Genomic DNA, 25,611 nt, shown 5'->3' on the forward strand with positions numbered 1-25,611 from the left:
GTGAAGATCATCAACCTAGCGATGGCGAATATTCGAAAAAGCAAATCTGCGACCTTTTCTTTATTTATCTTTATTTTGGTCGCTGCTTTACTTTTGAATATCGGTTTAATGGTTATTACACAAATCAATACATTTTTTGAAAGTAAAGCTGAACAATTAAAAGATCCTCACGCAATAATAATGATGGATTATGCAAATTATCATTCAAGTTATGGAGAATTTATAACGAAATATCCTGGGGTGACAGAGTCAGAAACAGAAGAAATGATCAGAATGAACATGGCTAAATTTAACTTTGGCAATAGTGAATTATCGACTAATGTCATTATTTTTAATGCGGATACAAAACGTAGTATTGGCCCGTTAAATTTGATAGAAAAACTGAATACATATAGTTCTCATGATATTTTTGTGCCGTATAGTTTTAAAACAAATGGTGGCTATCAATTAGGTGATCACTTTACCATCACCTATCAAGACAAGGAATATGAGTATCGAATTGGAGGATTTTTTGAAACAACGATGATGGGTACGAATAACATGGGCGTTATGAAATTTATGTTGCCGGAACCTTCCTATTTAAAATTGGCAGACGAATTAAGTACCCAATCAGAAGGCTTGGTTATATCTGCAATATTGGACGATCAAACACAATCATCAACGTTAAAAAACAATTTTTTTAAAGAATTCCACCAATCAATAGAAGTGAATGCTAATATTTGGGGATTAGATATTGAACAAGTGAAAAGTGTAACTACATTAACGATTAATCTTCTAGCGACAATACTGGTAGCATTTGCAATAATAATTGTACTTGTTTCACTCATTGTCATTAAATTCCGAGTTGCAAATAGTATTGAAGATGGTGTGGAAAATATTGGGGTACTTAAAGCGATTGGTTACACAAGTAGGCAAATTCTTTCATCGATGATTCTACAATTTATCTTCATTGCTCTTTGTGGAAGTGTGATAGGAATTGCGCTGTCATATGTTCTTATGTCTTTCTTCGGAAGTATTATTTCAACGTTATCTGGTTTAATATGGACGCAAACATTTGGTCTTATGGCTAATTTGATCAGTATTTTCTTTGTTACACTTGCTGTTTTAATCGTTACACTACTATCCGCCTTTCGTGTTAAGAAAATTCTGCCTGTTGCAGCACTTCGTGGCGGCATTCAAACGCATAACTTTAGAAAAAATCGTGTTCCATTGGAAAAAGCGAGAGGTGGACTTCATTTCTTACTTGCGATTAAATCAACACTTGCAAATGCAAAACAAAATATGATGATTCTTTTCATCATTATTGCACTAACTTTTGCCTCTGTCTTTTCAGCAGTGTCCTATTATAACATTGCGTCAGATAAGACGGCATTTGTGGACTTATTCGGTGTAGAACCTGCAAATGTGTATGTAATTATCAAACCAGATGTAGATATAAGAGAACTTTTGAGTCATATTGAACAAATGGAATATGTACGGAAAGTGAATCTATTGGATAAAATTCAAACGAAAATTGATGGTCAAATCGTGTATACAAATGTTACGAATCATTATGACCGGTTAGAAAACAATATCGTCTACGAAGGTCGCCAGCCAAAATATGAAAATGAAATATCCATCTCTTGGGTTGTATCAAACCAAATTAATAAAGGAATTGGGGATACAGTTGAAGTAGAGTTTGAGAATGAAACAGCTAGTTTTCTAGTAACTGGAATCAGTCAATTAATTCATCATTCAGGCCAGGTAGCCGCATTAACATTAGAAGGAATTCAACAATTACAAACAAACTATAAAGGATTTACCCTTAATGTTTATTTAGATGGTATATCGAACAAAGATTTTATCAAAAATGTCCAAGAGCAATATGGGGATTATCTAGTTGGAACAGTAGATATCGATGAAAATATAGAGAGCGAAACAAGTATGTATACAGATGCAGTGTTTGCTGTGCTACTGACGGTTCTAGCCATCACCGTGCTAGTTGTTGTCATGATTCTATATCTGGTCATTAAAACAATGATTATTAAGCGTAAAAAGGAATTTGGTGTGATGAAAGCTATCGGCTATTCAACAATGCAACTAATGCATCAAATCGCCATCAGCTTTCTACCAGTTATCATTACGGGCGTTACAATTGGGGGTGCGCTTGGTTACTTTTTCACTAATCCAGTGCTTGCTGTATTACTATCAAGTGCAGGCGTAAAACGTTTGGATTTTACCATCCATTTACCGACCGTTCTACTACTTTGCATTGGAATCCTTCTATTAGGCTATCTGGTTTCCATGCTGGTATCTTTAAAAATCAAAAAAATTACGGTTCACAGTTTAATGACAGAATAATAGCAATCGCTCATCTCTGACAGGAGCCTGCTGTAGAGCAATAATAAAGTGGTTTCATTTACAAGAGCCTTACTACATGAGATATGTAATAAGGCTCTTAAAAATTGTTTAATTCTTGTTAAAAACAGTTCAATTCCCTTTATTGTATGCTTAAGCATGTCTGAAAACTATAGATCCCCTCAATCATCTTTTCATCATCTCTCTTACGTATACTTATTTAATAGTTCTTCGGGAATATGACAGTAATCATTTGGACATCTAGCTAACCTATCTTGATGTTCTTCTGCACTTCTTATGTAGTTTGTAAGTGGTAATACTTCAACAACGATAAGGTCGGAATCATTTCTCTCACCAATAAACGCCTTCGCCTCTTGTAAATGTTCGGGCTTTTCACTATAGACGCCTGTTCTGTATTTCTCACCAACATCCTGTCCTTGCTTATTCAAGCTGTAGGGATCAATGATTTCAAAAAAATACCCCATTAATTCCCTGATTGTGACAACTGTCGGATCAAATTCTGTTTTTACACATTCAGCATACCCATCATAATCCTCCTCAAGCGTATGACTTGTTCCATTCGCTCTACCTGCCTCCGTAAACGTAACGCCAGGTAAAGTTTTTATAAAAGCTTGTACGCCCCATAAACATCCACCTGCAAAATATACTACTTCCATATTGACTCTCCTTCTTGTTTAAAAAATAAAAATTTCATTCCAAGTAAATGGGACGAGAAAGATGTAATTACTAAGTTTGCTACATATTCGAATAATGACAAATTTGATTATTCCCCATTATGACCCGATTGTTGAACACTAGTCAAACAACTATATTATTTTTAAATTGGTTTTATTGTAAATTAACTATACTATAATCATGAGAGGACACTATGTTCAATATATGAGCATATATCCTCTTTTTTGTACATAGTTGATATATTAAAAAGGATGTATAATAATTATCAAAAAATTAAACATTGTTATTGTTGGGGGACGTAGCCTAAGCGTCAAAAAGAATGGATCTTGTAGATGCAGTAATGAAGGTGCAAGAAGGAATTTTAGAGGATAACAGTAGGAGATACATGTTAGTGGATGGTGAAGGTTTTCCAGTTCTTCCTGAAAACCGAATTTCACATTTTCCTATCCTATGACAAGGTGTTTGTTATTTGGAAGGAATTTGTAACTTTTTAATAGAATAATTTATAGAGATAATAAATTTTTACACATAAGGAGATAAGACGATGACAAAAAATAAATTACTAAGAATGGATAATGTCAGCATCGTTGTAGAATCCCTTGATGACGCAATCTCTTTCTTTGAGGAGATTGGCTTGAACCTCGAAGGGCGAGCCACTGTCGAAGGTGAATGGGCTGGCCGTGTAACTGGATTTGGTTCTCAGTGCGTAGAGATTGCTATGATGGTTACCCCGGATGGCCATAGTCGACTTGAACTTTCGCGATTTCTCAGCCCGCCTACTATAGCAGATCACCGGACTGCTCCTGTAAACGCTCTCGGTTATCTACGCGTTATGTTCACCGTTGAAGACATTGATGAAATGGTATCGAGACTCACTAAGCATGGTGCTCAGCTCGTTGGCGAAGTGGTTCAGTACAAGGACTCGTATCGACTCTGCTACATTCGTGGAGTCGAAGGACTGCTAATCGGTTTGGCGGAACAGCTCGGTAACAAATAAGTAAGCGGCTAGTACGTATCACTCCTTATTTTTTTGATTTAGATATTGATAAAGCAACTTAAACAACTTTTTTATCTATGCATACCAACCTACATGAATTGCTATTATTTTAAACAAGAGAGGATGAAAACAGTCAGCTGATAATTGTTTATGCTGGCTGCTTTGATCTTGCTTCAGCAGATGTCCAAATGTCTGCTGAAGGAAATACAAGAATTTTGATGAAAAGGCTGAAAACTCTACTTTCTCACGTATTTTTAGCGCAAATTTTTATTTTCAGCAAAGGGCTTTTCTACTGCCAACTTTCTATTTATACTAGGGATAACGAATAGGGCGGTCATATTCGCATGAACTAGAAGAGAGGTGCATGTAATGCAAAGTTTTGAAACGGTTGTTGAACAAAAATGCGAGCAGCTTTTACTAAAAGCCTATCATTTTGGTGCATCCGATGTATTGCTGGTGCCAGGAAGTATAAAATACCAGCTCTATTTTCGAAAATATGATAAGCTCCTGCAAGCAGGTGATCTACCTCATGACCTAGCTGAACGAATGATATCGTATTATAAATTTCTTGCAGAGTTAGATATTAGTGAGCGCCGTAAACCCCAAAGCGGCTCCTTTCAAAAAGCGATGGAGCAAAATCCTTACGCCTTTCGCGTATCAACACTCCCCTCGGTATTCTTAAAAGAAAGCTTAATTATCCGATTACTTCTTCAAAATCATACCTTCCCACTAACTTCCCTTTGTTTTTCCGAAAGTGCAGCACAGCAATTAATGACACTTGTGCAAAGTAAGCAGGGCATTTTGTTTTTTACAGGTGCAACAGGCTCTGGCAAATCTACCTCGCTGTATTCTTTAATTCAATATTGTTCTACAGAATTACAGCGACATGTTATTTCCTTAGAAGACCCTGTAGAAAATAGCCAAGCAAATTTACTGCAAATTCAAGTAAATGAGCGAGCAGGCGTTACATATGCCACAGGGCTAAAAGCGATTTTACGGCACTCTCCCGATGTCATTATGATTGGTGAAATTCGGGATAGGGAAACGGCGAAAATTGCAATCGAGGCAAGCTTAACTGGTCACCTAGTCCTTGCAACGATTCATGCAAAAGATTCCATTAACTGTCTTTATCGTTTAATGGACTTAGGTGTATCCATTGAGGAGCTTCGGCAAACAGTGATTGGCATTGTTGCTCAGCTACTTTTCCAAGCACCAACTATACACGAAGAACGTCGTGCCATTTATGAAATTTTAGATGATGGCTATTTAAGTAAGGCCATTGCTGCTATAGCAGCAAAGACGCCTTATGAGCTTCCTTATGAACGAACATTAATGGGGCAAAAAGAATTATTGGAGAATCAGCAATATGCGGTTACAAACATATATTGATCGGCTACTTCTTCAGTATAAAAAGGCAACAAAATGGCGGGTAAGGGAGCAGGCTCAATTTTTCAACCGCTTATATGTGCTAATGCAAGAGGGCTATTTATTTCCACAGGCGATTGCGATGCTGTTACCTCATCATATTGAGTCATATCAGGATATACAACAGCAAATTGATGACAAGCTGAGGCAGGGAGTAGGGGTAACAGGCATACTTGAAACATTGCAGCTAAGCAAGCAGCATTTAGTGGCAATTACGGTAGCCGAAAATAATGGCCATATGATGGAAGCATTACAGGGTGTTGCTAGGCAGCTAGCGATAAGTGAGCAAACCAAGAAAAAGTTGATTAAGCTGCTTGCCTATCCGATTATATTGATTTTCTTTTTATTAGTATTATTCTTCGTCTTCCGCACCGTATTCCTACCAAATATTGAAAGAATAACAACAAGTCGTACAGCCGAAACAGAAGCAGCAACCATAGCTTTATCGAATATGTTACTGCATATACCAGATGCGGTAATTGTCGTTGCATTTGTGACACTTTGTCTAGCATGGCTTTGTCGCTTCTTACTTAAACGACAAGCTATTACTACGCAGCTTACCATCCTCTTAAAGATTCCATTCCTACAAAGCTATTTTAGGCTAACGCTAACAAGACAATTTGCTGCCTATTTAGGAAGCTTGCTTCAAAGTGGTTTTTCATTACAGGCGAGCCTTCAAATTTTAGAGGAACAGCAGCTTCAGCCTTTTCTGCAAAATCTTTCACAGCGTCTAAAAGAAAGGGTTATTTTCGGAGAATCCTTAGCACAGGCAGTCAAGATGCTCGCTGTGTTTCAGCAGGACTTTCCCGTTTTTATAGCGCATGGTGAGCAAAGTGGTTATTTAGGAAAAGAGCTAGTATTGTACGGTGATTTATTAATGGACAAGCAGGAGCAGCTTTTCCAGAAAGTGCTCGCACTTGTACAGCCTACCTTCTTTATTTTAATTGCCATATGCATCATAGCAGCTTATATGAGTTTATTACTGCCAATCTATCAGATGATTGAAATCGTATAGGAGGAAATAATGAAGTATACAAAACAACAAAAAGGTTTTACTTTAATTGAAATGTTAATCGTATTGTTAATTATATCTATTTTAATTCTAATTACTATCCCAAATGTTACCAAACACTTTGCCACGATTGATGAGAAGGGATGTACTGCTTATATTAGCATGGTGCAAGGTCAGGTTGAGGCTTACCGCGTGGATTTGATGACGTATCCAACATTGGATGATTTGGTAAAGGAGGGCTATCTGAAAGAAAATGAAACGTCATGTCCAAACAAAGAAGAAATTGTGATTACCAACGAAGGTGAGGTACGTTTAGCGAATGCTGACTCAGAGGCGGGTTCAGGTGGCTAATGAGGCAACGTCAACATGAAGCAGGCTTTACGCTGCTTGAAATACTAATTGTTCTCGTAATTGCGATGAGCCTCACGGCAATTGTTCTTAAATTTTCCTGGAAAATAGCTGAAGCAAAGGAATTAGAGCGTTTTTTTACACAAATTGAATTAGATATTCACTATATTCAAACCTACAGCATGGATCAACGCCAATATATAGCGATGACATTTGAAAGTGGAGCCAATCGCTATGTCATTCAAAAAGGTGTTTTTGCGAATTTATATGTACGCCCCTTTCCAAAAGGAGTTAAATTTTTACCTGATGAAAGTTCTATATATAGGCTTATTTATAATTACAGTGGCAATGTGATGACAGCTGGCACACTGACATTTAAAACGCCACAAGGGTATAAAAGAGTGATTATTACACTAGGACGAGGGAGAGCTAGAGTTGAATGAGTTAGGATATTCATTTGTAGAAACAATTGCAGCCATAGTTATTTTCATGTTGCTTTGCACATCTTTATTGCCAATTAGCTATACCATGAAAACCAATCTTACCAATAAAAAGATGGAGGTGATAGCGGCTGAAACGGCTTATGAGGGGCTAAAGCAATATCAAGCCTACGAACAAACAGCAGGCTCCAGAACAGTTGAACAGGCTACTTATCAATGGCAATATAACGATGGACAAGGCATTTGCGTAAGCTTTCATAATATGCGTGAGCCTCGTCAAAAATGTATTCAGCTAACAGGTGAAGTTTATGAATGAGAAGGGCTATACATTATTAGAAGCTTTGTTTCAGTTAGTGGTATTTGTCTTGGTCTCTCATCTTTTTGTACTAATAATGGTATGGTTTGCTGACATGACCTCAACCATGCTAACAGATGAACAGTCAGAATGGGAGCTTTTTGTGTATGACTTAAATAGATATCTACATGAAGTTTCGACGTTTTCCATTCGTGATGATCATAAAAGAATCACCTTTCAACGAGGAGAAATTGTTTATCATATTGATTGTTATCGCAATCTTATTCGAGAACAAGTAAACGGTGGACATGTGCCACTGTTAAATGGTGTTGATGCCTGTCAATTTCGCTATATAGACAATAGGCTGACAGTTGCTGTCAAATTTCCTAGCGGTATGCAAAAGGAGCGAACCTTCTATGTGGCAATTATTGAAAAATGACAGAGGGGCTATTTTTTTAATCGCAATTGCATTATTATTTTTTGTAACTACTTTTGTTCTTGCGTATTGTATGTCTTATGAAATGCAGTTTCGAACTTATGATAGGCTAGAAAAATTGAATGTTCGAGCTACGATAAATTTATTAGGACAAATTTTGTCAGACAGTGTAGAATCGTAGTTATAAGAAGGTGATCCGAATTGCGAAAAATATATTTAGTTGGCTTTATGGGCAGCGGAAAAAGTGCGTTAGGAAGACGTTTAAGCTATTTGTTAAAGATGCCATATTATGATATGGATCATGAGATTGTGCGACAGCAGGGGATGACCATTCCAGAAATCTTTGAAAAATACGGGGAGGCACGCTTTCGAGAAATAGAAACAGCCTTTTTGAAAAATTTTCGAGACGAGGCTTGTATTATTTCTACAGGTGGTGGGGTTGCCATGAACGCTGAGAATCGAAAAATTATGAGACGCAGTGGATTGGTATTTTTTCTGGATGCGTCGTTTGAAGATATTTATAAACGTATTCAGCATGACCTAAATAGACCAATTGTTCAAAGTTCTACAAAGGAGGAGCTCGAAAAACTGTATCATTACAGAAGAAAATTTTATCGTGATGCAGGGCATATTCAGGTGCTAACAGAAGGCAGAACCATTCGCCAAATTTTAGAGTATTTAGTATTTCAAGTGAAAAGGTTGAAAGGCGAACGATAATTACTTATTATTTTATTATCGTTCGTGTTTTGCTATCTTTTTAAAAAATGATTGCCTTTCCAATGCATTTAATGTTAGGATATAGACAAATAAGTAACGAAATGTTCATTGAATACTAAATAGTACCAAGATTTATCTTGGGCGGATGATTGTGCGGGGAGAGCGCGTGTAGACGTCACCGAAGGAGCAAGTAGCAATGGGCTATGAATCTCTCAGGTAAAAGGACTCGTACAAGACGCAACTCTGGAGAGAGCTGTAGTATAACAAGCACAGCCACCAAAGGGGAAAGCCGACTAATTGGCAATGTTAAAGCGTGCGAGTCAGTTTGGTGTAACTTTCAGGTGCAAGGACAGAGAATCCCGAAAAGGGGTTCGTCTGTCTTTTTTTATGTCTTTTAAGTCAAAATACAGACGAACTACTACCAGTAAACATGTAACAAACAATAAGGGGGCAAAAATGAATGACAAATGAATTAAAACGTACACCTCTATTTGAAGAATACGCAAAATATGGTGCAAAGACAGTTGACTTCGGTGGATGGGAGCTACCTGTTCAATTCTCTTCTATTAAAGATGAGCATGATGCGGTGCGACATCGTGCAGGCTTATTTGATGTATCCCATATGGGTGAAATTTTAGTAACGGGTCCTGATGCACTCAACTTTTTACAAAATCTTTTATCCAATGATGTATCAAAAATTGTTGATGGCCAAGCGCAGTATACGGCAATGTGCTATGAAGATGGTGGCGTTGTGGATGATTTATTAACATATAAATTAGCTGACAATCACTATTTATTATGTGTTAATGCAGCCAACATTGAAAAAGACTATGATTGGATGATGGAAAATCAACACCAATATGATGTGATGATTGATAATCAATCTGATGCCTATGCACAAATTGCTCTTCAAGGACCATTAGCAGAAGAAGTTCTTCAATCCCTTACTTCGACGGATGTAAGTGCCATTAAATTTTTCCGCTTCCAAAGGGATGTTGAGGTTGCAGGACATAAAGTATTAGTGTCTCGCAGTGGCTACACAGGTGAAGATGGCTTTGAATTATATGGCGCTCCAGAAGACATCAAAGCGCTTTGGGGTAAAATTTTAGAGGCAGGTCAAGAAAAAGGTGTTGTTCCAGCTGGACTAGGATGTCGTGATACACTTCGTTTTGAAGCTGGGCTACCACTATATGGTCAAGAGCTATCAGCAACAATTTCTCCATTAGAGGCTGGTATTGGCTTTGCTGTGAAATTAAATAAAGAAGACTTTATTGGTCATGAAGCATTAGTAGCACAAAAGGAAAATGGTCTACCACGCAAACTTGTAGGCATTGAAATGATTGATAAAGGCATTCCACGTCATGGCTACAAAGTGTTTAAGGATGGTCAAGAAATCGGTGAAGTGACAACGGGTACACAGCTTCCTTCCTCAAAACGTAATGTTGGTCACGCATTAATTGACAGTCAATTCGCAACAATCGGAACTGAGCTAGAAATCGAAATTCGTGGTAAGCACTTAAAGGTAGTAACAGTAGAAACACCGTTTTATAAGCGTTCAAAATAATAGTTGAAAAGAGGGACCTACATTTATGAAACATCGTTATTTACCAATGACGGAGCAAGATCAAAAAGACATGTTAGACGTAATCGGTGTATCCTCAGTTGATGAATTATTCGAGGATATTCCTGAGAAAGTCCGTTTTAAAGGTCTTTATGAGATTAAAGAAGCAAAATCAGAATCTGCTTTATTAAAAGAATTAACGGCACTTGCTGCAAAAAATAAGGACACAAATGCCAATGTATCATTTTTAGGTGCAGGCGTTTATAACCACTATAAACCAGTAATTGTAGACCATGTCATTTCTCGTTCAGAATTTTATACAGCTTACACACCTTATCAACCAGAGATTTCACAAGGTGAGCTACAAGCTATCTTTGAGTTCCAAACAATGATTGCCGAGCTAACGGGTATGGATCTTGCTAACTCCTCTATGTATGACGGTGGTACAGCTTTAGCAGAAGCGGGTATGCTAGCGGCTGGTCATACGCGCCGTAAGAAAATTTTAGTATCAGAAGCAGTACATCCAGAATATCGTGATGTTGTGGCTACATATGCCTATGGTCAATCTATTGAAGTGGTAACAATTCCACAAAAAGATGGTGTGACAGATGTAGATGCATTAAAAGAGCTTATCGACGACAATACGGCAGCAGTTATTGCCCAATATCCAAATTTCTTTGGCCAAGTGGAGGATATTCAAGTGCTCGGGGATATTGCCCATGCAGCGAAAAGCTTATTCGTTGTCTCTTCTAACCCACTGGCATTAGGCATTTTAACGCCTCCTGGTCAGCTAGGCGCTGATATCTGTGTAGGGGATGCGCAAGTATTCGGCATTTCTGAAGCATTTGGTGGTCCGCACTGTGGTTTCTTTGCGGTGACAACGAAATTAATGCGTAAGGTGCCAGGTCGTCTTGTTGGTGAAACAGTGGATGGTGAAGGTCGTCGTGGCTATGTATTAACACTACAAGCGCGTGAACAGCATATCCGTCGTGATAAAGCAACTTCAAATATTTGTTCGAACCAAGCACTTCTTGCACTTGCAGCTTCTGTGGCAATGACTGCTCTAGGTAAACAGGGCATTCGCGAAATGGCTACGCAAAATATTGCGAAAACACGTTATGCGAAAAATGCCTTTGAAGCAGCAGGCTTTACAGTAGCATTCCAAGGCGCACACTTTAACGAAATCGTTGTGAAAACGAATAAATGTGTCAAGGAAATCAATAAAGGCTTAATCGAAAAGGGTATTATCGGTGGTTATCCTTTAGGTCAAAATTATGACTCTCTTAAAAATCATGTGCTAATCGCAGTTACTGAATTACGCACAAAAGAAGAAATTGATGCACTTGTTGCAGAAATGGGGGCTCTTCATGCATAACGAAAATCAATCACTCATTTTTGAAATTTCAAAAGAAGGTCGCGTTGGCTATAGCTTAGAGGCACTTGATGTACCTGAAGTAGACCTAGCAGAGTTATTACCTACAAACCTAGTACGTGCTGAAGCGGCAGAATTACCTGAAGTGTCTGAGCTTGATATTATGCGTCATTATACAGCACTTTCTCGTCGAAACCATGGGGTAGACTCTGGCTTCTATCCGCTTGGCTCTTGTACAATGAAATATAATCCAAAAATTAACGAAGCCGTTGCACGTCTTTCAGGCTTTGCTAATGTTCACCCATTACAGGATGAATCGACAGTACAGGGTGCAATGGAGCTTCTCTATGATTTGCAAACTTCTTTAGTAGAAATTACAGGCATGGATGAGGTCACATTACAGCCAGCAGCAGGGGCTCATGGTGAGTGGACAGCATTAATGATGATTCGTGCATTCCATGAAGCAAATGGCGAAGGTCACCGTAACAAGGTTATCGTGCCTGACTCAGCTCACGGTACAAACCCAGCATCCGCAACAGTTGCAGGCTTTGAAACAGTTACAGTTAAATCGGATGAAAATGGCTTAGTGGATATTGAAGATCTACGCAAAGTGGTAGGGCCTGATACGGCTGCATTGATGCTCACAAATCCGAATACATTAGGCTTATTTGAAGAAAACATTATCGAAATGGCAGAGCTTATTCATGAGGTTGGCGGGAAGGTCTACTATGATGGGGCGAACCTAAATGCTGTTATGAGTAAAGCACGTCCTGGCGATATGGGCTTCGACTGTGTGCATTTAAATCTGCATAAAACATTTACAGGTCCACACGGTGGAGGTGGTCCAGGTTCTGGTCCAGTAGGCGTAAAAGCAGATTTAATTCCATTCCTACCAAAGCCAGTATTAGTAAAAACAGAAGAGGGCACATACCACTTTGACTATGAGCGTCCACAATCAATTGGTCGTGTTAAACCGTACTACGGCAACTTTGGTATCAATGTACGTGCTTACACATATATTCGTACAATGGGTCCAGATGGCTTAAAAGCTGTTACAGAGTATGCTGTATTAAATGCTAACTATATGATGCGCCGCTTAGAGCCATTCTTTGATCTACCATATAACCGTCATTGTAAGCATGAATTTGTCTTATCTGGTCGCCGTCAGAAGAAACTGGGCGTTCGTACATTAGATATTGCTAAACGTCTATTAGACTTTGGCTACCATCCACCAACAACATACTTCCCATTAAATGTGGAAGAGGCATTAATGATTGAGCCAACAGAAACGGAATCCAAAGAAACATTGGATGCATTCTGTGATGTGATGATCCAAATTGCGAAGGAAGCGGAAGAAAATCCATCCATCGTACAAGAAGCACCACATACAACAGTTGTCTCTCGTTTAGACGAAACACGCGCTGCTCGTACACCAGTGCTACGTTATCAACAAGCATAAAAATAGTGAAACCATCCAATAAGTAGCATTTTGCTTATTGGATGGTTTTTCATATGGCTAAAGATAGGTTTTTATAAAAGAAAATATGTTTTTGTAAGAAGATAACGAGGTACTAGTATAGAAAGGATTGTATGTAGATGTTTCTTACATAATAGAACAGTAGAAGACAGTAATCAGCCCAGTAAAATGCTATATAGAAGGGGGAGTGAAATTCTATGAGAAATAGCAGTCTAAAGGAACGCATGCTGTCAACGTTATATGGGGGCGTCATTGGGGATATGATGGGCGTACCCGTTGAATTTAAGGCAAGAGGCACATTTTATGTAGAGGATGTAATGGGCTATGGTACGTATAATCAGCCGCCTGGTACTTGGTCGGATGATACCTCGTTAACGTTATGTTTAGTAGAAAATTTAATCGAGCAGGGCGATACAGCAAGCTTAATGGACAAGTTTGTGCAATATATGGAGCAGGGCTATTGGACACCCTTTGGAGAAATGTTTGATATAGGAATTACAACGGCTGAAGCGGTTTCCAACTATAAAAAGGGGATTTTGCCAGAGAGCTGTGGAAAAACAGGAGAGTTTGATAATGGCAATGGGGCGTTGATGAGGATCGCTCCCCTCGTATTTGTGATGAGGGAGGAGTTGGATTTTTCTAAACGAGCAGCGCTTATTCAACAATATACCGAGATTACACATGCCCACCCACGTTCCATTGTCGGATCTATGGTTTATAGTGAGGTATTATTAAGCTTATATCGAAATAATTCATTAAAAGCAGCATTGCAGGAAGTATATGTATTGCTACACTATCATTTACAGGAGAACTTAAAGGCAGAGCTTGCCTCATACGATAGAATTTTTCAAGAAAGCTTTTTAAGTATTGCTGAGGGTGATATCCAATCAACTGGCTATATTGTCCATTCACTGGAGGCAGCTTTATGGTGTGTGGGCACAACGACAACATTTAAGGAAGCCATTTTAAAGGCTGTTAATTTAGGTGAGGATACAGACACGGTAGCAACACTTGCCGGAACCTTGGCAGGAATGCATTATCCACTAGAGGAAATTCCCACTGACTGGCTAAATAAAATGATGAAAAAGCAAGAGATTGATCAATTAATCACAACATTTTATCAAGCTTGTGTAGAGCCAGAGCGTGAACAATAATTAACAATAACAGAAGGGATGTGACCAATTCGTCCTTTACATAATAATTTTACAGCTCCTCTTCCCCTATAGAAAAAAGAGGTGCATGTCTAGTAAGGCAAAGCGGTGATATAAATCTACAACATACTATAAGATGCTATCCATAAATGCTTATACTCAGCAAATAGGCTTATAAATTTAGAGGTTTATGTAAATTATTCGGGCAGAAATATTGAATAAACAAGGAATAACATGTCATTTTTTATATAATTTTTTCATTTTTTAGAAAATTATGTTGAATTATTGGGAACCGGTAGTATAATAAGGTTATAGTTGCAAATATGGTTAATAATCCCTTTATTTGAAAAGAGAGTAGTTAATTAAATAGATGTAACTATAATAAAAAATTAGGGAGATGGGGAGATTTTATGATGAACACAATTCAATATTTAGAACAAAATCCTGCATTAGTGACATTGTTAAAAGAAAAAAAAGCTTCTCTAATTGGTATGACAGAACTAGAGCAAAGGGCAATCTTGGATTCGTTTGATGAAGAGGTAAAATTAGAATTTGGTGTTTGGTATTAATTTTTTTGAAAATAAAAGGATTTGGCTTGCTATAAGTATCTATTTAACAGTAGGGATTTATTTACTTTATGTTACTTATAGTACGCCTTTTTTAAGGATTAAGTTACAAGAGGAGCACAAACAGTGGATAATCATTGATCCATATTATAAGGAATGGGCAGAAAAACAAAGAATTGCTTCTGGTGATATTGTACTAGATATCGATGGCAAAAATGTTAATGAATTAATCAATATCACGTATGACCCTGTTATTAGAGCAGCTAATGAATTAACATTGTTAAAAGATAATGGAGAGATTATTCATATACATATTACGCCCTTTGATATCCCTGGACAACTATTGTATATATTAATTCTACCAGGATGTTACTATTTACTAAGTTTAATTATCTCATTTTTTCTATACAGAAAAAAAAGAGAGTCTACCTTAATAAATTTACTTATTTTGTTTATACTGACAGTAGCTCTAGCATATGTCAGTATTGGTGCATCTAGCAGATTGGATAATATAGGAACTATTGTTAATCGAAGTAGCATGCTTATTTGTCTTGTAATATTGATTCATTTTCTAAGAGATTACTTTTTATTTTTAAATATAAAATGGCTATTTACTAAAAATATTAAAATCTTATATATACTACCTTTCATTATATTTGTTCTTAGTATATTAAGTATTGTTTATCCGTTTACAAATCCTTTATTTTCACAAATTACTCTAGGCTTATTTTTAATTTTACTGGTTGTTATTCTTGGGATTTTAGGCATTGGCTATACTAAATATAAAACGCCTCAATTAAAGATTTTTTTATTAAGTATTATTATTCCGTTTCTACCATTTCTTTTTTTATTTGCAGTGCCAGAAGTTTTCTTTCATAGGTCTATTCTTTCTGCTGAAATTTGCTCCTTATTTTTAATGCTTATTCCTTTTAGCTTTATTTTCACACAGCTGACTGAGCGTATTTTTGATATGGAGTATTTTATTTCTAGGTTGCGTTATTACTTTAATTTTTCCTTTGTCTTTGCCCTTTGGCTATTACTAGGACTTTATTTTTTAACGGATTTATCAATGACTCGCCTAACAGAGATTTTCTTTTTTGCTTTTCTTTCATTAATGGCGTTGTTTTACATAAAGGAACGGGTCGATTACCGCAAGCGAAAGATTCTTTTTTCTACAAAAGGTGACTATATTCACCGTCTGTATACAACTGTTGATAGCATTGGGCGCGTTGGCAAAATTGAGGACTTATTGGGGCGATTTGTGCAGGAAGTAGGGCTTCAGCTTGAAATGGAAAATGTTTCTGCGCTTACCTACGATTTTCAGACACATTGCGTTACCTTCATCAATAAATCAAAGGACTATACACAGCATCAAATTGATGAGGTATTGCTTGAGCGCTTAAGCTTAGGGGATATTAAGAAAACCGAGCATTTTTATATCGCCTTTATTCATCAAGATGCCCAGTATAAACGCATTCTTGTTATCGATCATAAACAATCCATTTATCTCAAGGATGAGGAATTGCTATGGCTTGAATTATTGCTGCTATACTTAAATAATTTTATTGAAAACACTAAAATGGTAAAGGAGCTATTAGATCAGCTAAAGCATATGAAAGAGGCTGATAATCAGCCATTACCTTGGCTCAATAAATTGCTATGGCTCCGTTTTGAGGAGGAGAAATATCAATTGGCACAGGAGTTACATGATACGATTTTACAAGAGCAGCTTCATATTGCGAGAGAAATGGATATGCTGATGCATACGAAGGATATCAAAGCCATACCTTTCCAGCTTGTAAAGGTGCATGAGCAAATGGTCGCCTCCTTAAGTGATTTAAGGGGCTACTGTGAAAGTTTAAAGCCACCACTCCTCGACACCTTGGGATTAAATGCAGCCCTTGAGAAGCTTCTTCAAAAAATTCATAAACGTGCTGATTTTCTGTTGATTTATACTGTTGATCGTCTTTATTTGGAGGACGAGCGTTTAAATTTAATGGTTTATCGACTTTTCCAAGAGCTTTTAAACAATGCCTTAAAGCATTCCAAGGCCACTACCGTTGAAATCCATTTGCTGGGTACGGAAGAAGGTTTTGAAATGATATATACAGATGATGGTGTAGGCTGTAATATTGATGACATTATACTGGCTGATTCTATGGGCATTCGTGGTATGCATGAGCGAGTGCAGTCCTTTAATGGAAAGTTTGTCATAGAGACGAAGGTAGGGGAAGGGATGACGATTCGCATTCAAGTAAGTGAAACCCATTATAGTCAATCTTCTGCGTATCGCATACTGCATCGCCCCACTTATACCATCCGAGGCTAATGAAATCAATCAGGTCTATTTTTTAACCTTTTAATCACTTCATAATTTCTATGAATGTAGATTAGAAGGCTTTTATTTTTTATTAAGTTATCACATTCGTCAACGTTAGTATACGTTTGATAAAGCAAAATATTACTATATTTCCAGCGGTAATTTAGGAGGAATTACACCTTTTTAAAATTTTTTCTCTAAACAAAGGAAATTATGGAAATATGACCGATACAATTCAGTAGATAGAGGAGGTCATGTAAAAATGAATAAGAAATTATTTTTAACGGCAGCTGCTATTCCTATAGCACTCGTTGCACCAACTGTAGCAGGCGCAACAGAAACGGTTTCGGTCACGGGGCAAAATATTGTCAATGAAATAGTAAAGGTGGATCAATTGCCAGCAAATGCGGTTGTCAATGGCTATCAATGGTATTATGTTGAGCAAATTGATAGCGAAGATGGCACGGATACGACAACGAATAAGCCTATTGCTGGGGCAACATCGGCAGCCCTAACAGTACCTGTAGAGGCTGCTGGCAAAACGATTTTTGTTGAAGCTACTACAACAGAAGGTAAAAAATATCAAAGTGCTCCACGAACAATTCAGCAGTTAAATCTTACAATCTCTCCACTAACATTGGAGGGCTATGCCACGTCTGATTTTGTAGCACCTGGGGAAACGATAAAAGTAACGGGTGCAAATGTAACGGATATAGCAGGCGCAAAATTACAAAGTAGTCAAATTACATACAGCTATCAATGGTTTTACAAGCTTGGTGATGATGCCTTTACCATTATTGAGGGAGCCACTGGCAGCACCTATACAATACCAAAGAATGCCATTGATCAAGGCATCAAAGATATTATTGTTAGAGTGAAGGCAAAGGTTGGCGCATCGTTTGTGGAATCCGATTTTTCAGCTGAAATTACAGTATCAAAAGAGCCGATTGATACGTTAACAAATGCTATTAAGGCACTGTTTGCAAATGATCATCAATACAATGTGTCAAACTTAGAGGCATTTAAAGCGCAGGTGGCTGCATTAGAGGGTAAATATCAAGCCTTATCACCCGCTGCGAAAGGAAATGTGCTCAATTATGATGTACTGAAGCGGGCGCTTGCTGATGTGGAGCTTGTAGGTAAGTTAAATGAAAAGATGGACAAGCTAGGAGAGGTGCAAGAGAAGAATCTGCCTAAATATATCAAAGAAATGGAAGAGGCTTATGGGCAGTTAGATTTATTGCAGCGTAGCTTAGATGTCAATGATGCGTTTTATAACAGCCTTAAAAACCTACAAAATGAGCCCAATGATTTAGCAGAAGTGAAGGAGGTCAGAAGGCTTAATCAGGCAATTGTGCAATTGCTAGCCTATGAAAATGCACGTGTGCAGTATGTACCTGCGGATAAAGATGCCCTGTCCAAGCTTGTGACAGCCATTGAAGCGGATATTGCTAAGTTATCGCCAAATTACCGTGCGGCTGTGCAAAATCAGGCAATTTTAAAGGAAGTCCAAGCAGATATTAAAAAGGTAGAGCAATTTATCAAATCATTTGATAAATTATCTTCAAACAGTGCGCCCAATAAGCAGGTAACGGCGGCAAAATCCATTCGTTCTGCCTATGAAAAATTAACCTATAAGCAGGTGCAATTAGTCGCAGATACATATATCCAGCAGCTCGTTGTGGCAGAGGGCGCAGAAGAAAGCCAAATCGATGCATTAAATCGTGATATAGAAAGCTATATTGGAGAAGATGCCTATCCTATTCAACCATCTGTTAGTTCATGGCAAAGTCATGTCAATAATGTAGGTCGCATGGTCAAGGAGTATAAAGGCTTAACGAAAACCTCAGCTGCTCAAATTACAGACTATACTAGTCTAGTAACCCTACAAAAGGATTTAAAGGTAGCCGAAAAGGTGATTAAGAGTATAGATGCTTATCAAAAGCTAGCTGAAGTAGCAGGTGTGACAGAAAGTAAGCTTCAATCAAGCTATACAAGTACATTGAAGGCTTATCAAAAACTAACTACTTTGCAGCAATCACTTGTCTATAATGCAGATGACTTTTTACTTAATACGCCAAAGATTTCTGTTGATGGCAATGGGAAAGTCCCTGCTGATCTAGCGGCTGCAGAGGCATTAAAGACAGAGATTGCTAAATTTGCAGATGTTACAAGCTATACCTTTCCACAATTAGAGTTGGCTGTTGATGCAGCCTCAGCATCTTATAAAAATTTATCCTCTGTGGCACGAAAATATGTCACGAATTATCACTTATTGACAGCAGCAAAGAAGGATATTTCAGGCGTGCAATCATTCCATAAGAAAGTACAGGCTGCTAGAGAAGAAACAGATGCAGCGAAACAGGCAAAAAAAATTCAAACAGTCATACAAGTATATGCTAAATTACCTGCCAATCAACAGTATTTAGCAAAAGCGCACTATGAGGCTTTATTAAATAATCAAATTATTGATGAAAATGCTCCAAGTATCTCACAGCTTAATAATAATATTGCTCAAATGGTGGTCGGTGAGCAATATCTAGTAACAATGGACCGAATTAAGCAGCTTTCTACGCAATATAATAGCCTGAGTGCAAGTGATAAAAAGCTAATTACACATTACGCAATTTTAAAGACAGCGCTTGCTGATGTAAAAAAAGTGGAATCCTTTATCAAGCAATATGATAAATCTTTTCAAAATAATCCAAGCACCGTGATCAAGGCCTTTGAAAAGTTAACATCTAAACAAATAAGCTTGATTGAGCCAAGCATGAGACAGGCGATTATTGACAAGCGAAAGAGTCTACAGCAAACCAATGACACTGCTCTGTCATTAATTGAAGCTATTAATGGGCTGCTTATCAAAGGGGAATATATTGCTCATTTACAGGAGGAAGTACAAAAAATTCGTACAGCCTATGATGCCCTAAGCGATACAGAGAAAAAGGTAATTAAAAATTATACAAAGCTCACACAGGCAGAAAGTGATTTAAAAAAGGTAGCAGAAGTACACGCCTTATATGTACCAGCAACCGAGGACAATGACAAGGCGCGCAAGGCTTGGCAAACTGCCTATGGGAAGCTGTCTAAAAAATTAGAGCTTCTTTATAATAGTATGTATGCAACGGATGTCTAAATAGTTTTGGATGAAAAAAGAATGCCATGTGTTGGATTATGCACATGGCATTCTTGTGTTAGTTAGATATGTGACATGGCTGCTTGAATATACAAATAAAGCTCTTTATCTACGTCGTGTTGCAATGGACTGTTTGGATTTTCTGCATAGAAACGCTCAGCAGATTCGATAATGACTTGATCCCCCGCCACAAATTGATTCGTTAACGCTTGCCATTGCCTCGCTAATTGTAGGACCTTTTGATTATTTGTCGGTGTATTTTTGGCTAATTCTGCTCGTATATTCGCAATTAACTGTAGCCACTCCCGATCGATTTGCTGCTTTTCCTCGTCACTAAATTGCTGTGTTTGCTGCTTCATCTTTTCTAACTGCTCTTTTGTAAAATATTTTTCAATCATATTCGTCACCTCAATGATTTTCATAAATTGATTTGCACAGACATCTTTTTGCGCCTGAAGTAATTCCTGAATTGTTTCTAGCTTTAGAAACAATTCCTCTTGTAGCACCATTTGCTTTTTTACACTCGCTAATTGCATATTGATAATTTGCAAATGGTTCAGGCTCTTATTTTCAAGCAGCTCCTTAATTTCCTCTAACGAAAATCCTAGCTGTTTCAGTGAGATAATTTGTTGAAGTCTTGCGATATCTTTTGCTGAATACAATCTATGATCTTTAGCGGAAAGCTGCGATGGCGATAAGAGCCCTATTTGATCGTAATGATGCAATGTTCTTACGGTAAGGCTCGTGAGCTTAGCTAATTCTCCTATTTTCCATGTTTGTTCTTCCATAATCCTCCCCTTATTTCGTACGAAGTTTTTGTCGACATCCTTAGTGTAATTCATAACGTAACGTCAGGTGCAAGCCGGTTTTTTCGATTTTGAGTAAGTGCAAGTCTGTGTTACGTTAAAGTCCTCTTTTTGTTCGATAAACAATAAATAGGATGAGAAACCATATAGGTGTTAATAATAAGGCTGTACGTGTTGCTTCAGAAATCAACATTATTATTAATAGAAATGCAAAGAATGCAAGAATGACATAGTTGATAATGGGTGTGAATGGTGCTTTAAAGCTGGATGCTTTATGGAGGGCACGATTTTTTCGTTGATAAATAAGATGACAAATAATAATGATGCTCCACACCCAGATAAAGCAGATGGCACTAATGGTTGTGACAAGGTTAAAAGCATTTTCGGGCATCAGCTTACTTAAGAGCGCACCGACTGAGACAACAATGGCCGAAACAACCAGTGCATGGCTTGGCACACTATTTTTATTGAGCTTTGCAAATGCTGGAGCGGCTTGTTGATGGCGACCCAGGTTGTAAAGCATACGACTGGTAGAAAATAAACCGCTATTTCCTGCTGAAGCGGCAGATGTTAGCACAACAAAATTAATAATGCCGGCAGCAATTGGAATACCCGCTAACGTAAATACTTGGACAAAGGGACTGCTTGCGGCAGACATTTCATACCATGGATTAATACATAAAATGACAAAGAGTGCTCCTACATAAAAGAGCAAAATACGAAATGGAATTTTATTAATGGCAGATGGAATATTTTTTTGAGGATTGGCTGTTTCCGCAGCTGAAATCCCCACTAATTCCACACCCACAAAGGCAAAAACGACCATTTGAAAGGCCATAAAAAAACCATATACACCATTTGGGAACATGCCGTTATGTACCCAAAGATTTTCGATGGAAACAGGTCCAGCACTTGTTTGAAAGCCTGCTACGAGCATGATAAGTCCAATAATAATGAGGGCAACAATAGTTATTACCTTAATAAGGGCAAACCAAAATTCCAGCTCCCCAAAAAGCTTTACCGTTAATAAATTCAGGGCTAATAATAATACTAAACACCCAATAGCTGGCACCCACTGTGGAATAGCAAACCAATACCTTGTGTAAACGCCCACCGCTATAATATCTGCCATAGCTGTCATAATCCAGCAGAACCAGTATGTCCAGCCTGTGATATATCCCGCCCAGGGTCCTATGTATTCAGTTGCAAAATCTGTAAAGGATGTATAGCCTGTATTGGATAATAGCAGTTCTCCTAATGCTCGCATAACAAAAAATAATGCTGTGCCGACGATTAAATAGGCAAGGATGATTGATGGGCCTGCGAGAGCAATAGCCTTTCCAGCGCCTAAAAATAAGCCTGTGCCAATGGTTCCACCGATAGCAATAAGCTGTACATGGCGATTTTTTAAATCCCGTTTTAATTGTTGTTGTTCCACATAAATCCTCCTCAAAACTATAGCTGAAAAATAAAAAGAGACTAGTATGACACTAGTCTCGAAAAAAACATTAGAATTATAAATACCATTTTTTCTTGGATATTCCATCAAAAAATTGCTTTATATTTGTATGACATCCCTATAAAAAGTTGATATTACTCCTCTGTCCTTTTGCCTGAGATAGTGAACCCTTCGGCGACGCAAACTGCGCTCTCTCCAGAACTGCTCCTGCTATAGTTTGATCCATAGCATTCATCGCTTATTATTTTAAGATATTATACATCCTAGCAGTGTGATGAATTTTATTCAAGACTCAATTTTGGCTACGTGCAGGAAATAAGAAAAATATGCGTCATGCTGGTAAATCTCTAACGAAAAATAGTATTTTTAGACATACAAAAAATTACCCATACGATGATCAATGCTAGGATAGAATGTAAATAATCTTGCATGCATACTAAAGCTTCTTTTAAAATCGGTATAATATGTAATGGGGTGACGAGTTGAAGAAAATCAGGGAAGCAGCAAAGCGATTAGCAATAGATGGGCAGCATGAGCAAGTCCAGTCCATACTATTGGCGAGTTTGTCTCAAGAAAAAACGATTATAGCCTATCATAATTTGGCTGATTTATTGAAAGAAGATGAGCGATTTAACGAGGCGCTCTATTATGCGAGGAAGGCGGTGGCTATGCAGCCTCAGACCTATTATCCTTATGCACTACTTGGTGAATTATATATGCAAACAGGACAAATTGAAGAGGCACAGCAATGGTTAGAATATGCCTATACGTTATATGAGTCCCCAGTGGTAGCGCATAATTTAGCCTATATTTATAAGAGGCAGCGAAGATTTAGTGAAGCCGCCTCCTATTTTATTCATTCTTATGAAACGGAAGATTATGGACTCCAGTATGCTGTGGAATGCTTTATTTTAGCGGATGATCTTGCCGATGCTCAGCAATGGGTGGAGGTGATCAGGCGTGATAAGGAGCGGTTTATCGGTGCAGTTGAGCTGGCGGAATTATACGCACGGCTAGGTCAATATGCCGAGGCTGCAAAATGGTATCGAGAAGGCTATGACTCTTATGCCCATAATGGGGAATGGATAGAGGATTATGTTTGGGTTCTGCATCAGCTTGAGGATAAAGAACAAATAAATGCGGTTCGCACGGCTTTTATAGAGGAGATGAATGCTGAATTAGCCAACCTTTCTGAAGAAGCGCAGGCATATGAATGGACAGCAGAGGAGATTCAACAAGAGGAATGCAGACTAAAGGCAAGTATCGAGCGGGTGAAAGCGGCTCATTTGCAGCTGGGAATTGTGAGTGAGAGTAGACTATATATTGCCTCGCGTTGCTTTACCTTTTTCTGCCCCATGCATGATCAGGGTTTTGGTGAACAGGAAGTAGATGTGTAGGAATTTGCAATCGATATAATATAGTAGAAACACTAAAAAATTTTATAAAAGAAGCCGTCTCATAGTTCTTTGAGACGACTTTTTTTCATGAGAGCATTAATATTTTTTTGCTTTTATTTTACCTGTCCAAGTTTTGAAGCCACCTTGAAGTTGGTAAATTTGGTTGTACCCACGTTTTTTAAGAAATAGTGCAGCACGTGAGCTACGGCCTGTATTTTGACAGTATAGATATACTGGTAAATCTGGGCGAATTTCTTTATAACGTTGACGTAGTGTTGTGGAAGGAACATTGCGCGCACCAAGAATATGACCAGCATCAAATTCTTTTTGTTCACGCACATCGATAAGCTGTGCTTTCCGATAGCCTTCTATAAATTGTTCTTGTGTGAGGTTGGTTACGGCTTTTTTGAGTCGTAGTGCATTAATACCGATATATGCAATTAAGACTACTAAAACGACACCAACTGTGATCAGTATGTCCAAGATTTTCTTACCCCTTTCTATCTTCTTTATTATTATAAAAGATGCGCTGGCGATAGTCCAATGAGTTTGATAAAATTAACTAGGTTGTAGCAGATTTAGTAGCGCTACAAAAAGTATACACGTAAGATAAATGCCTAAAGTATTATTTGATATTTGTAGGAGATGAAAAGATGACAACTTGGTATTTTTTAAATTCAGGAAAATGTAGTCCTTCTTTTAATATGGCACTAGATGAGGCTTTGCTTGATTGGCATAGTGAGGGATTAATTCCACCAGTGATTCGTTTCTATGAGTGGGAGCCTGCAACATTGTCGATTGGTTATTTTCAGCAAGCCAAAAGAGATATTAATTTAGAGGCTGTTCGTGAACAAGGCTTAGGCTTTGTACGACGTCCAACGGGTGGACGAGCTGTTTTACATGAACACGAGCTTACATATAGCGTGATTGTGACGGAAAGCTATCCGAATATGCCAGAGTCTGTCACAGAGGCATATCGTGTGTTAAGTGAGGGGATCTTACAAGGATTTCATAACTTAGGGATGGATGCCTATTTTAGTGTACCCGATACAGAGGAACAAAGAGCGGACTTAAAGAGCCCAAAAAGCGCAGTATGTTTTGATGCGCCAAGCTGGTATGAATTAGTGGTTGAAGGGAAAAAAGTAGCAGGAAGTGCACAAACACGTCAAAAAGGTGTTATTTTGCAGCATGGGGCTATTTTATTAGATCTCGATCAAGAGAAATTATTATCGGTCTTTAATTTTTCAAGTGAGCAGGCTAAGGATCGTATGCGTAGAAAGCTACCTGAAAAGGCAGTGGCGATTAATAGTCTTGTCAAAGAGCCTGTAACGATTGAACAATGTGTCACAGCTTTTCGTGATGGCTTTGCAAAATCGTTGCAAATTGACTTAAAACCATATACACTTTCTGAGGAGCAATTAGCCTATGTGCGTGCATTAGAAGAAAAAAAATATGCATGTGATGAGTGGAATTTTAAGAAGTAAAAAATATTTTTTCGCATGTAAGTCTAGTTGTAACAAGTAGTTCTAAGTCTATGAAAAAAAGCAAGAGTTGAATTAAAAAACTATATATAGTATCTTTTTTAAGAACAAATACACAATATGTAGTGTTTAGAAACACACAATATTGTGTATTTATTTTGTAACAAAGAAAACAAGGGAGG

The 25,611-nt window shown here is 37.8% G+C and carries 23 protein-coding genes and 2 riboswitches; of the genes, 19 read left to right on the forward strand and 4 right to left on the reverse strand.

Going from position 1 to position 25,611, the window contains the following annotated elements; translation table 11 throughout:
• Nucleotides 1–2,340 carry an ABC transporter permease gene (locus ADM90_RS07590; RefSeq protein WP_235473370.1) on the forward strand — a complete coding sequence of 780 codons (2,340 nt, stop codon included), beginning with the start codon at nucleotides 1–3 and terminating at the stop codon, nucleotides 2,338–2,340.
• 203 nt (nucleotides 2,341–2,543) lie between these two features.
• On the opposite strand, the gene ADM90_RS07595 is transcribed toward ADM90_RS07590, so the two are convergent.
• On the reverse strand, nucleotides 2,544–3,014 hold the full coding sequence (locus tag ADM90_RS07595) for a peptide-methionine (S)-S-oxide reductase (protein WP_053994393.1): 471 nt from the start codon (nucleotides 3,012–3,014) through the stop codon (nucleotides 2,544–2,546).
• Between the two features lie 563 nt (nucleotides 3,015–3,577).
• On the opposite strand from ADM90_RS07595, the gene ADM90_RS07600 reads away from it, so the two are divergent.
• The 16 genes from ADM90_RS07600 to ADM90_RS07675 all read left to right on the forward strand — a co-directional run bounded on the left by ADM90_RS07600 (nucleotide 3,578) and on the right by ADM90_RS07675 (nucleotide 20,286).
• Nucleotides 3,578–4,030 (forward strand): VOC family protein, encoded by a 453-nt coding sequence (locus ADM90_RS07600; protein WP_053994394.1) that lies wholly within the window; start codon nucleotides 3,578–3,580, stop codon nucleotides 4,028–4,030.
• Nucleotides 4,031–4,399: 369 nt separating this feature from the next.
• Nucleotides 4,400–5,419 carry a competence type IV pilus ATPase ComGA gene (gene comGA, locus ADM90_RS07605; RefSeq protein ID WP_053994395.1) on the forward strand — a complete coding sequence of 340 codons (1,020 nt, stop codon included), beginning with the start codon at nucleotides 4,400–4,402 and terminating at the stop codon, nucleotides 5,417–5,419.
• A complete protein-coding gene (gene comGB, locus ADM90_RS07610) occupies nucleotides 5,397–6,470 on the forward strand; it encodes a competence type IV pilus assembly protein ComGB (protein WP_053994396.1) in 1,074 nt (357 codons plus the stop codon). The genes comGA and comGB overlap by 23 nt, the downstream gene beginning before the upstream one ends.
• Before the next feature lie 9 nt (nucleotides 6,471–6,479).
• Complete coding sequence (gene comGC / locus ADM90_RS07615) at nucleotides 6,480–6,818, forward strand: competence type IV pilus major pilin ComGC (RefSeq protein WP_053994397.1); 339 nt, start codon at nucleotides 6,480–6,482, stop codon at nucleotides 6,816–6,818.
• Complete coding sequence (comGD, locus tag ADM90_RS07620; RefSeq protein ID WP_053994398.1) at nucleotides 6,818–7,258, forward strand: competence type IV pilus minor pilin ComGD; 441 nt, start codon at nucleotides 6,818–6,820, stop codon at nucleotides 7,256–7,258. Before comGC ends, comGD begins: the two co-directional genes overlap by 1 nt.
• Nucleotides 7,251–7,571, forward strand: coding sequence for a hypothetical protein (locus tag ADM90_RS07625; protein WP_053994399.1), 321 nt, complete (start codon nucleotides 7,251–7,253; stop codon nucleotides 7,569–7,571). The genes comGD and ADM90_RS07625 overlap by 8 nt, the downstream gene beginning before the upstream one ends.
• Nucleotides 7,564–7,989, forward strand: coding sequence for a competence type IV pilus minor pilin ComGF (gene comGF, locus ADM90_RS07630; protein WP_053994400.1), 426 nt, complete (start codon nucleotides 7,564–7,566; stop codon nucleotides 7,987–7,989). The genes ADM90_RS07625 and comGF overlap by 8 nt, the downstream gene beginning before the upstream one ends.
• Nucleotides 7,967–8,167 carry a hypothetical protein gene (locus ADM90_RS25015; RefSeq protein ID WP_053994401.1) on the forward strand — a complete coding sequence of 67 codons (201 nt, stop codon included), beginning with the start codon at nucleotides 7,967–7,969 and terminating at the stop codon, nucleotides 8,165–8,167. Before comGF ends, ADM90_RS25015 begins: the two co-directional genes overlap by 23 nt.
• A gap of 20 nt (nucleotides 8,168–8,187) precedes the next feature.
• Nucleotides 8,188–8,703: a shikimate kinase gene (locus tag ADM90_RS07640; RefSeq protein WP_053994402.1), complete on the forward strand. Its 516-nt coding sequence runs from the start codon at nucleotides 8,188–8,190 to the stop codon at nucleotides 8,701–8,703.
• 145 nt (nucleotides 8,704–8,848) lie between these two features.
• Nucleotides 8,849–8,941, forward strand: a riboswitch (glycine riboswitch).
• 222 nt (nucleotides 8,942–9,163) lie between these two features.
• Nucleotides 9,164–10,267, forward strand: a complete 1,104-nt coding sequence (gcvT, locus tag ADM90_RS07645) for a glycine cleavage system aminomethyltransferase GcvT (protein ID WP_053994403.1) — start codon at nucleotides 9,164–9,166, stop codon at nucleotides 10,265–10,267.
• Between the two features lie 25 nt (nucleotides 10,268–10,292).
• Nucleotides 10,293–11,639: an aminomethyl-transferring glycine dehydrogenase subunit GcvPA gene (gene gcvPA / locus ADM90_RS07650; RefSeq protein ID WP_053994404.1), complete on the forward strand. Its 1,347-nt coding sequence runs from the start codon at nucleotides 10,293–10,295 to the stop codon at nucleotides 11,637–11,639.
• Nucleotides 11,632–13,095 (forward strand): aminomethyl-transferring glycine dehydrogenase subunit GcvPB, encoded by a 1,464-nt coding sequence (gcvPB, locus tag ADM90_RS07655; protein WP_053994405.1) that lies wholly within the window; start codon nucleotides 11,632–11,634, stop codon nucleotides 13,093–13,095. Before gcvPA ends, gcvPB begins: the two co-directional genes overlap by 8 nt.
• A gap of 215 nt (nucleotides 13,096–13,310) precedes the next feature.
• A complete protein-coding gene (locus ADM90_RS07660; protein ID WP_053994406.1) occupies nucleotides 13,311–14,267 on the forward strand; it encodes an ADP-ribosylglycohydrolase family protein in 957 nt (318 codons plus the stop codon).
• A 407-nt stretch (nucleotides 14,268–14,674) separates the two neighbouring features.
• Nucleotides 14,675–14,833 (forward strand): competence pheromone ComX, encoded by a 159-nt coding sequence (gene comX, locus ADM90_RS07665; RefSeq protein ID WP_053994407.1) that lies wholly within the window; start codon nucleotides 14,675–14,677, stop codon nucleotides 14,831–14,833.
• Nucleotides 14,820–17,159, forward strand: a complete 2,340-nt coding sequence (locus tag ADM90_RS07670) for an ATP-binding protein (protein ID WP_235473432.1) — start codon at nucleotides 14,820–14,822, stop codon at nucleotides 17,157–17,159. Before comX ends, ADM90_RS07670 begins: the two co-directional genes overlap by 14 nt.
• A 253-nt stretch (nucleotides 17,160–17,412) precedes the next feature.
• Nucleotides 17,413–20,286, forward strand: coding sequence for a hypothetical protein (locus tag ADM90_RS07675; RefSeq protein WP_053994408.1), 2,874 nt, complete (start codon nucleotides 17,413–17,415; stop codon nucleotides 20,284–20,286).
• A gap of 62 nt (nucleotides 20,287–20,348) precedes the next feature.
• Here ADM90_RS07675 and ADM90_RS07680 read toward each other — a convergent pair whose 3' ends face one another.
• Both ADM90_RS07680 and ADM90_RS07685 read right to left on the reverse strand, forming a co-directional pair.
• Nucleotides 20,349–21,074, reverse strand: coding sequence for a MerR family transcriptional regulator (locus ADM90_RS07680; protein WP_053994409.1), 726 nt, complete (start codon nucleotides 21,072–21,074; stop codon nucleotides 20,349–20,351).
• Between the two features lie 115 nt (nucleotides 21,075–21,189).
• Nucleotides 21,190–22,530, reverse strand: coding sequence for an amino acid permease (locus tag ADM90_RS07685; protein WP_053994410.1), 1,341 nt, complete (start codon nucleotides 22,528–22,530; stop codon nucleotides 21,190–21,192).
• A gap of 153 nt (nucleotides 22,531–22,683) precedes the next feature.
• A riboswitch (glycine riboswitch) is annotated at nucleotides 22,684–22,760 on the reverse strand.
• A gap of 273 nt (nucleotides 22,761–23,033) precedes the next feature.
• Between ADM90_RS07685 and ADM90_RS07690 the strand changes: the two genes are divergently transcribed.
• A complete protein-coding gene (locus tag ADM90_RS07690) occupies nucleotides 23,034–23,948 on the forward strand; it encodes a tetratricopeptide repeat protein (RefSeq protein WP_053994411.1) in 915 nt (304 codons plus the stop codon).
• Between the two features lie 96 nt (nucleotides 23,949–24,044).
• On the opposite strand, the gene ADM90_RS07695 is transcribed toward ADM90_RS07690, so the two are convergent.
• A complete protein-coding gene (locus tag ADM90_RS07695) occupies nucleotides 24,045–24,431 on the reverse strand; it encodes a rhodanese-like domain-containing protein (RefSeq protein ID WP_053994412.1) in 387 nt (128 codons plus the stop codon).
• Nucleotides 24,432–24,601: 170 nt separating this feature from the next.
• On the opposite strand from ADM90_RS07695, the gene ADM90_RS07700 reads away from it, so the two are divergent.
• Nucleotides 24,602–25,432, forward strand: a complete 831-nt coding sequence (locus tag ADM90_RS07700; protein WP_053994413.1) for a lipoate--protein ligase family protein — start codon at nucleotides 24,602–24,604, stop codon at nucleotides 25,430–25,432.
• Nucleotides 25,433–25,611 lie beyond the last annotated feature (179 nt).

The organism is Lysinibacillus macroides (assembly GCF_001281525.1).
In the GTDB taxonomy this organism is placed as follows: domain Bacteria; phylum Bacillota; class Bacilli; order Bacillales_A; family Planococcaceae; genus Lysinibacillus; species Lysinibacillus macroides.

What these genes read in the sequence shown, in the direction of transcription:
- ADM90_RS07595 (WP_053994393.1), bottom strand. Translation starts at nt 3,014, where the DNA reads ATGGAAGTAGTATATTTTGCAGGTGGATGTTTATGGGGCGTACAAGCT.
- ADM90_RS07600 (WP_053994394.1), top strand. Translation starts at nt 3,578, where the DNA reads ATGACAAAAAATAAATTACTAAGAATGGATAATGTCAGCATCGTTGTA.
- comGA (WP_053994395.1), top strand. Translation starts at nt 4,400, where the DNA reads ATGCAAAGTTTTGAAACGGTTGTTGAACAAAAATGCGAGCAGCTTTTA.
- comGB (WP_053994396.1), top strand. Translation starts at nt 5,397, where the DNA reads ATGCGGTTACAAACATATATTGATCGGCTACTTCTTCAGTATAAAAAG.
- comGC (WP_053994397.1), top strand. Translation starts at nt 6,480, where the DNA reads ATGAAGTATACAAAACAACAAAAAGGTTTTACTTTAATTGAAATGTTA.
- comGD (WP_053994398.1), top strand. Translation starts at nt 6,818, where the DNA reads ATGAGGCAACGTCAACATGAAGCAGGCTTTACGCTGCTTGAAATACTA.
- comGF (WP_053994400.1), top strand. Translation starts at nt 7,564, where the DNA reads ATGAATGAGAAGGGCTATACATTATTAGAAGCTTTGTTTCAGTTAGTG.
- ADM90_RS25015 (WP_053994401.1), top strand. Translation starts at nt 7,967, where the DNA reads ATGTGGCAATTATTGAAAAATGACAGAGGGGCTATTTTTTTAATCGCA.
- gcvT (WP_053994403.1), top strand. Translation starts at nt 9,164, where the DNA reads ATGACAAATGAATTAAAACGTACACCTCTATTTGAAGAATACGCAAAA.
- gcvPA (WP_053994404.1), top strand. Translation starts at nt 10,293, where the DNA reads ATGAAACATCGTTATTTACCAATGACGGAGCAAGATCAAAAAGACATG.
- gcvPB (WP_053994405.1), top strand. Translation starts at nt 11,632, where the DNA reads ATGCATAACGAAAATCAATCACTCATTTTTGAAATTTCAAAAGAAGGT.
- ADM90_RS07660 (WP_053994406.1), top strand. Translation starts at nt 13,311, where the DNA reads ATGAGAAATAGCAGTCTAAAGGAACGCATGCTGTCAACGTTATATGGG.
- comX (WP_053994407.1), top strand. Translation starts at nt 14,675, where the DNA reads ATGATGAACACAATTCAATATTTAGAACAAAATCCTGCATTAGTGACA.
- ADM90_RS07675 (WP_053994408.1), top strand. Translation starts at nt 17,413, where the DNA reads ATGAATAAGAAATTATTTTTAACGGCAGCTGCTATTCCTATAGCACTC.
- ADM90_RS07680 (WP_053994409.1), bottom strand. Translation starts at nt 21,074, where the DNA reads ATGGAAGAACAAACATGGAAAATAGGAGAATTAGCTAAGCTCACGAGC.
- ADM90_RS07700 (WP_053994413.1), top strand. Translation starts at nt 24,602, where the DNA reads ATGACAACTTGGTATTTTTTAAATTCAGGAAAATGTAGTCCTTCTTTT.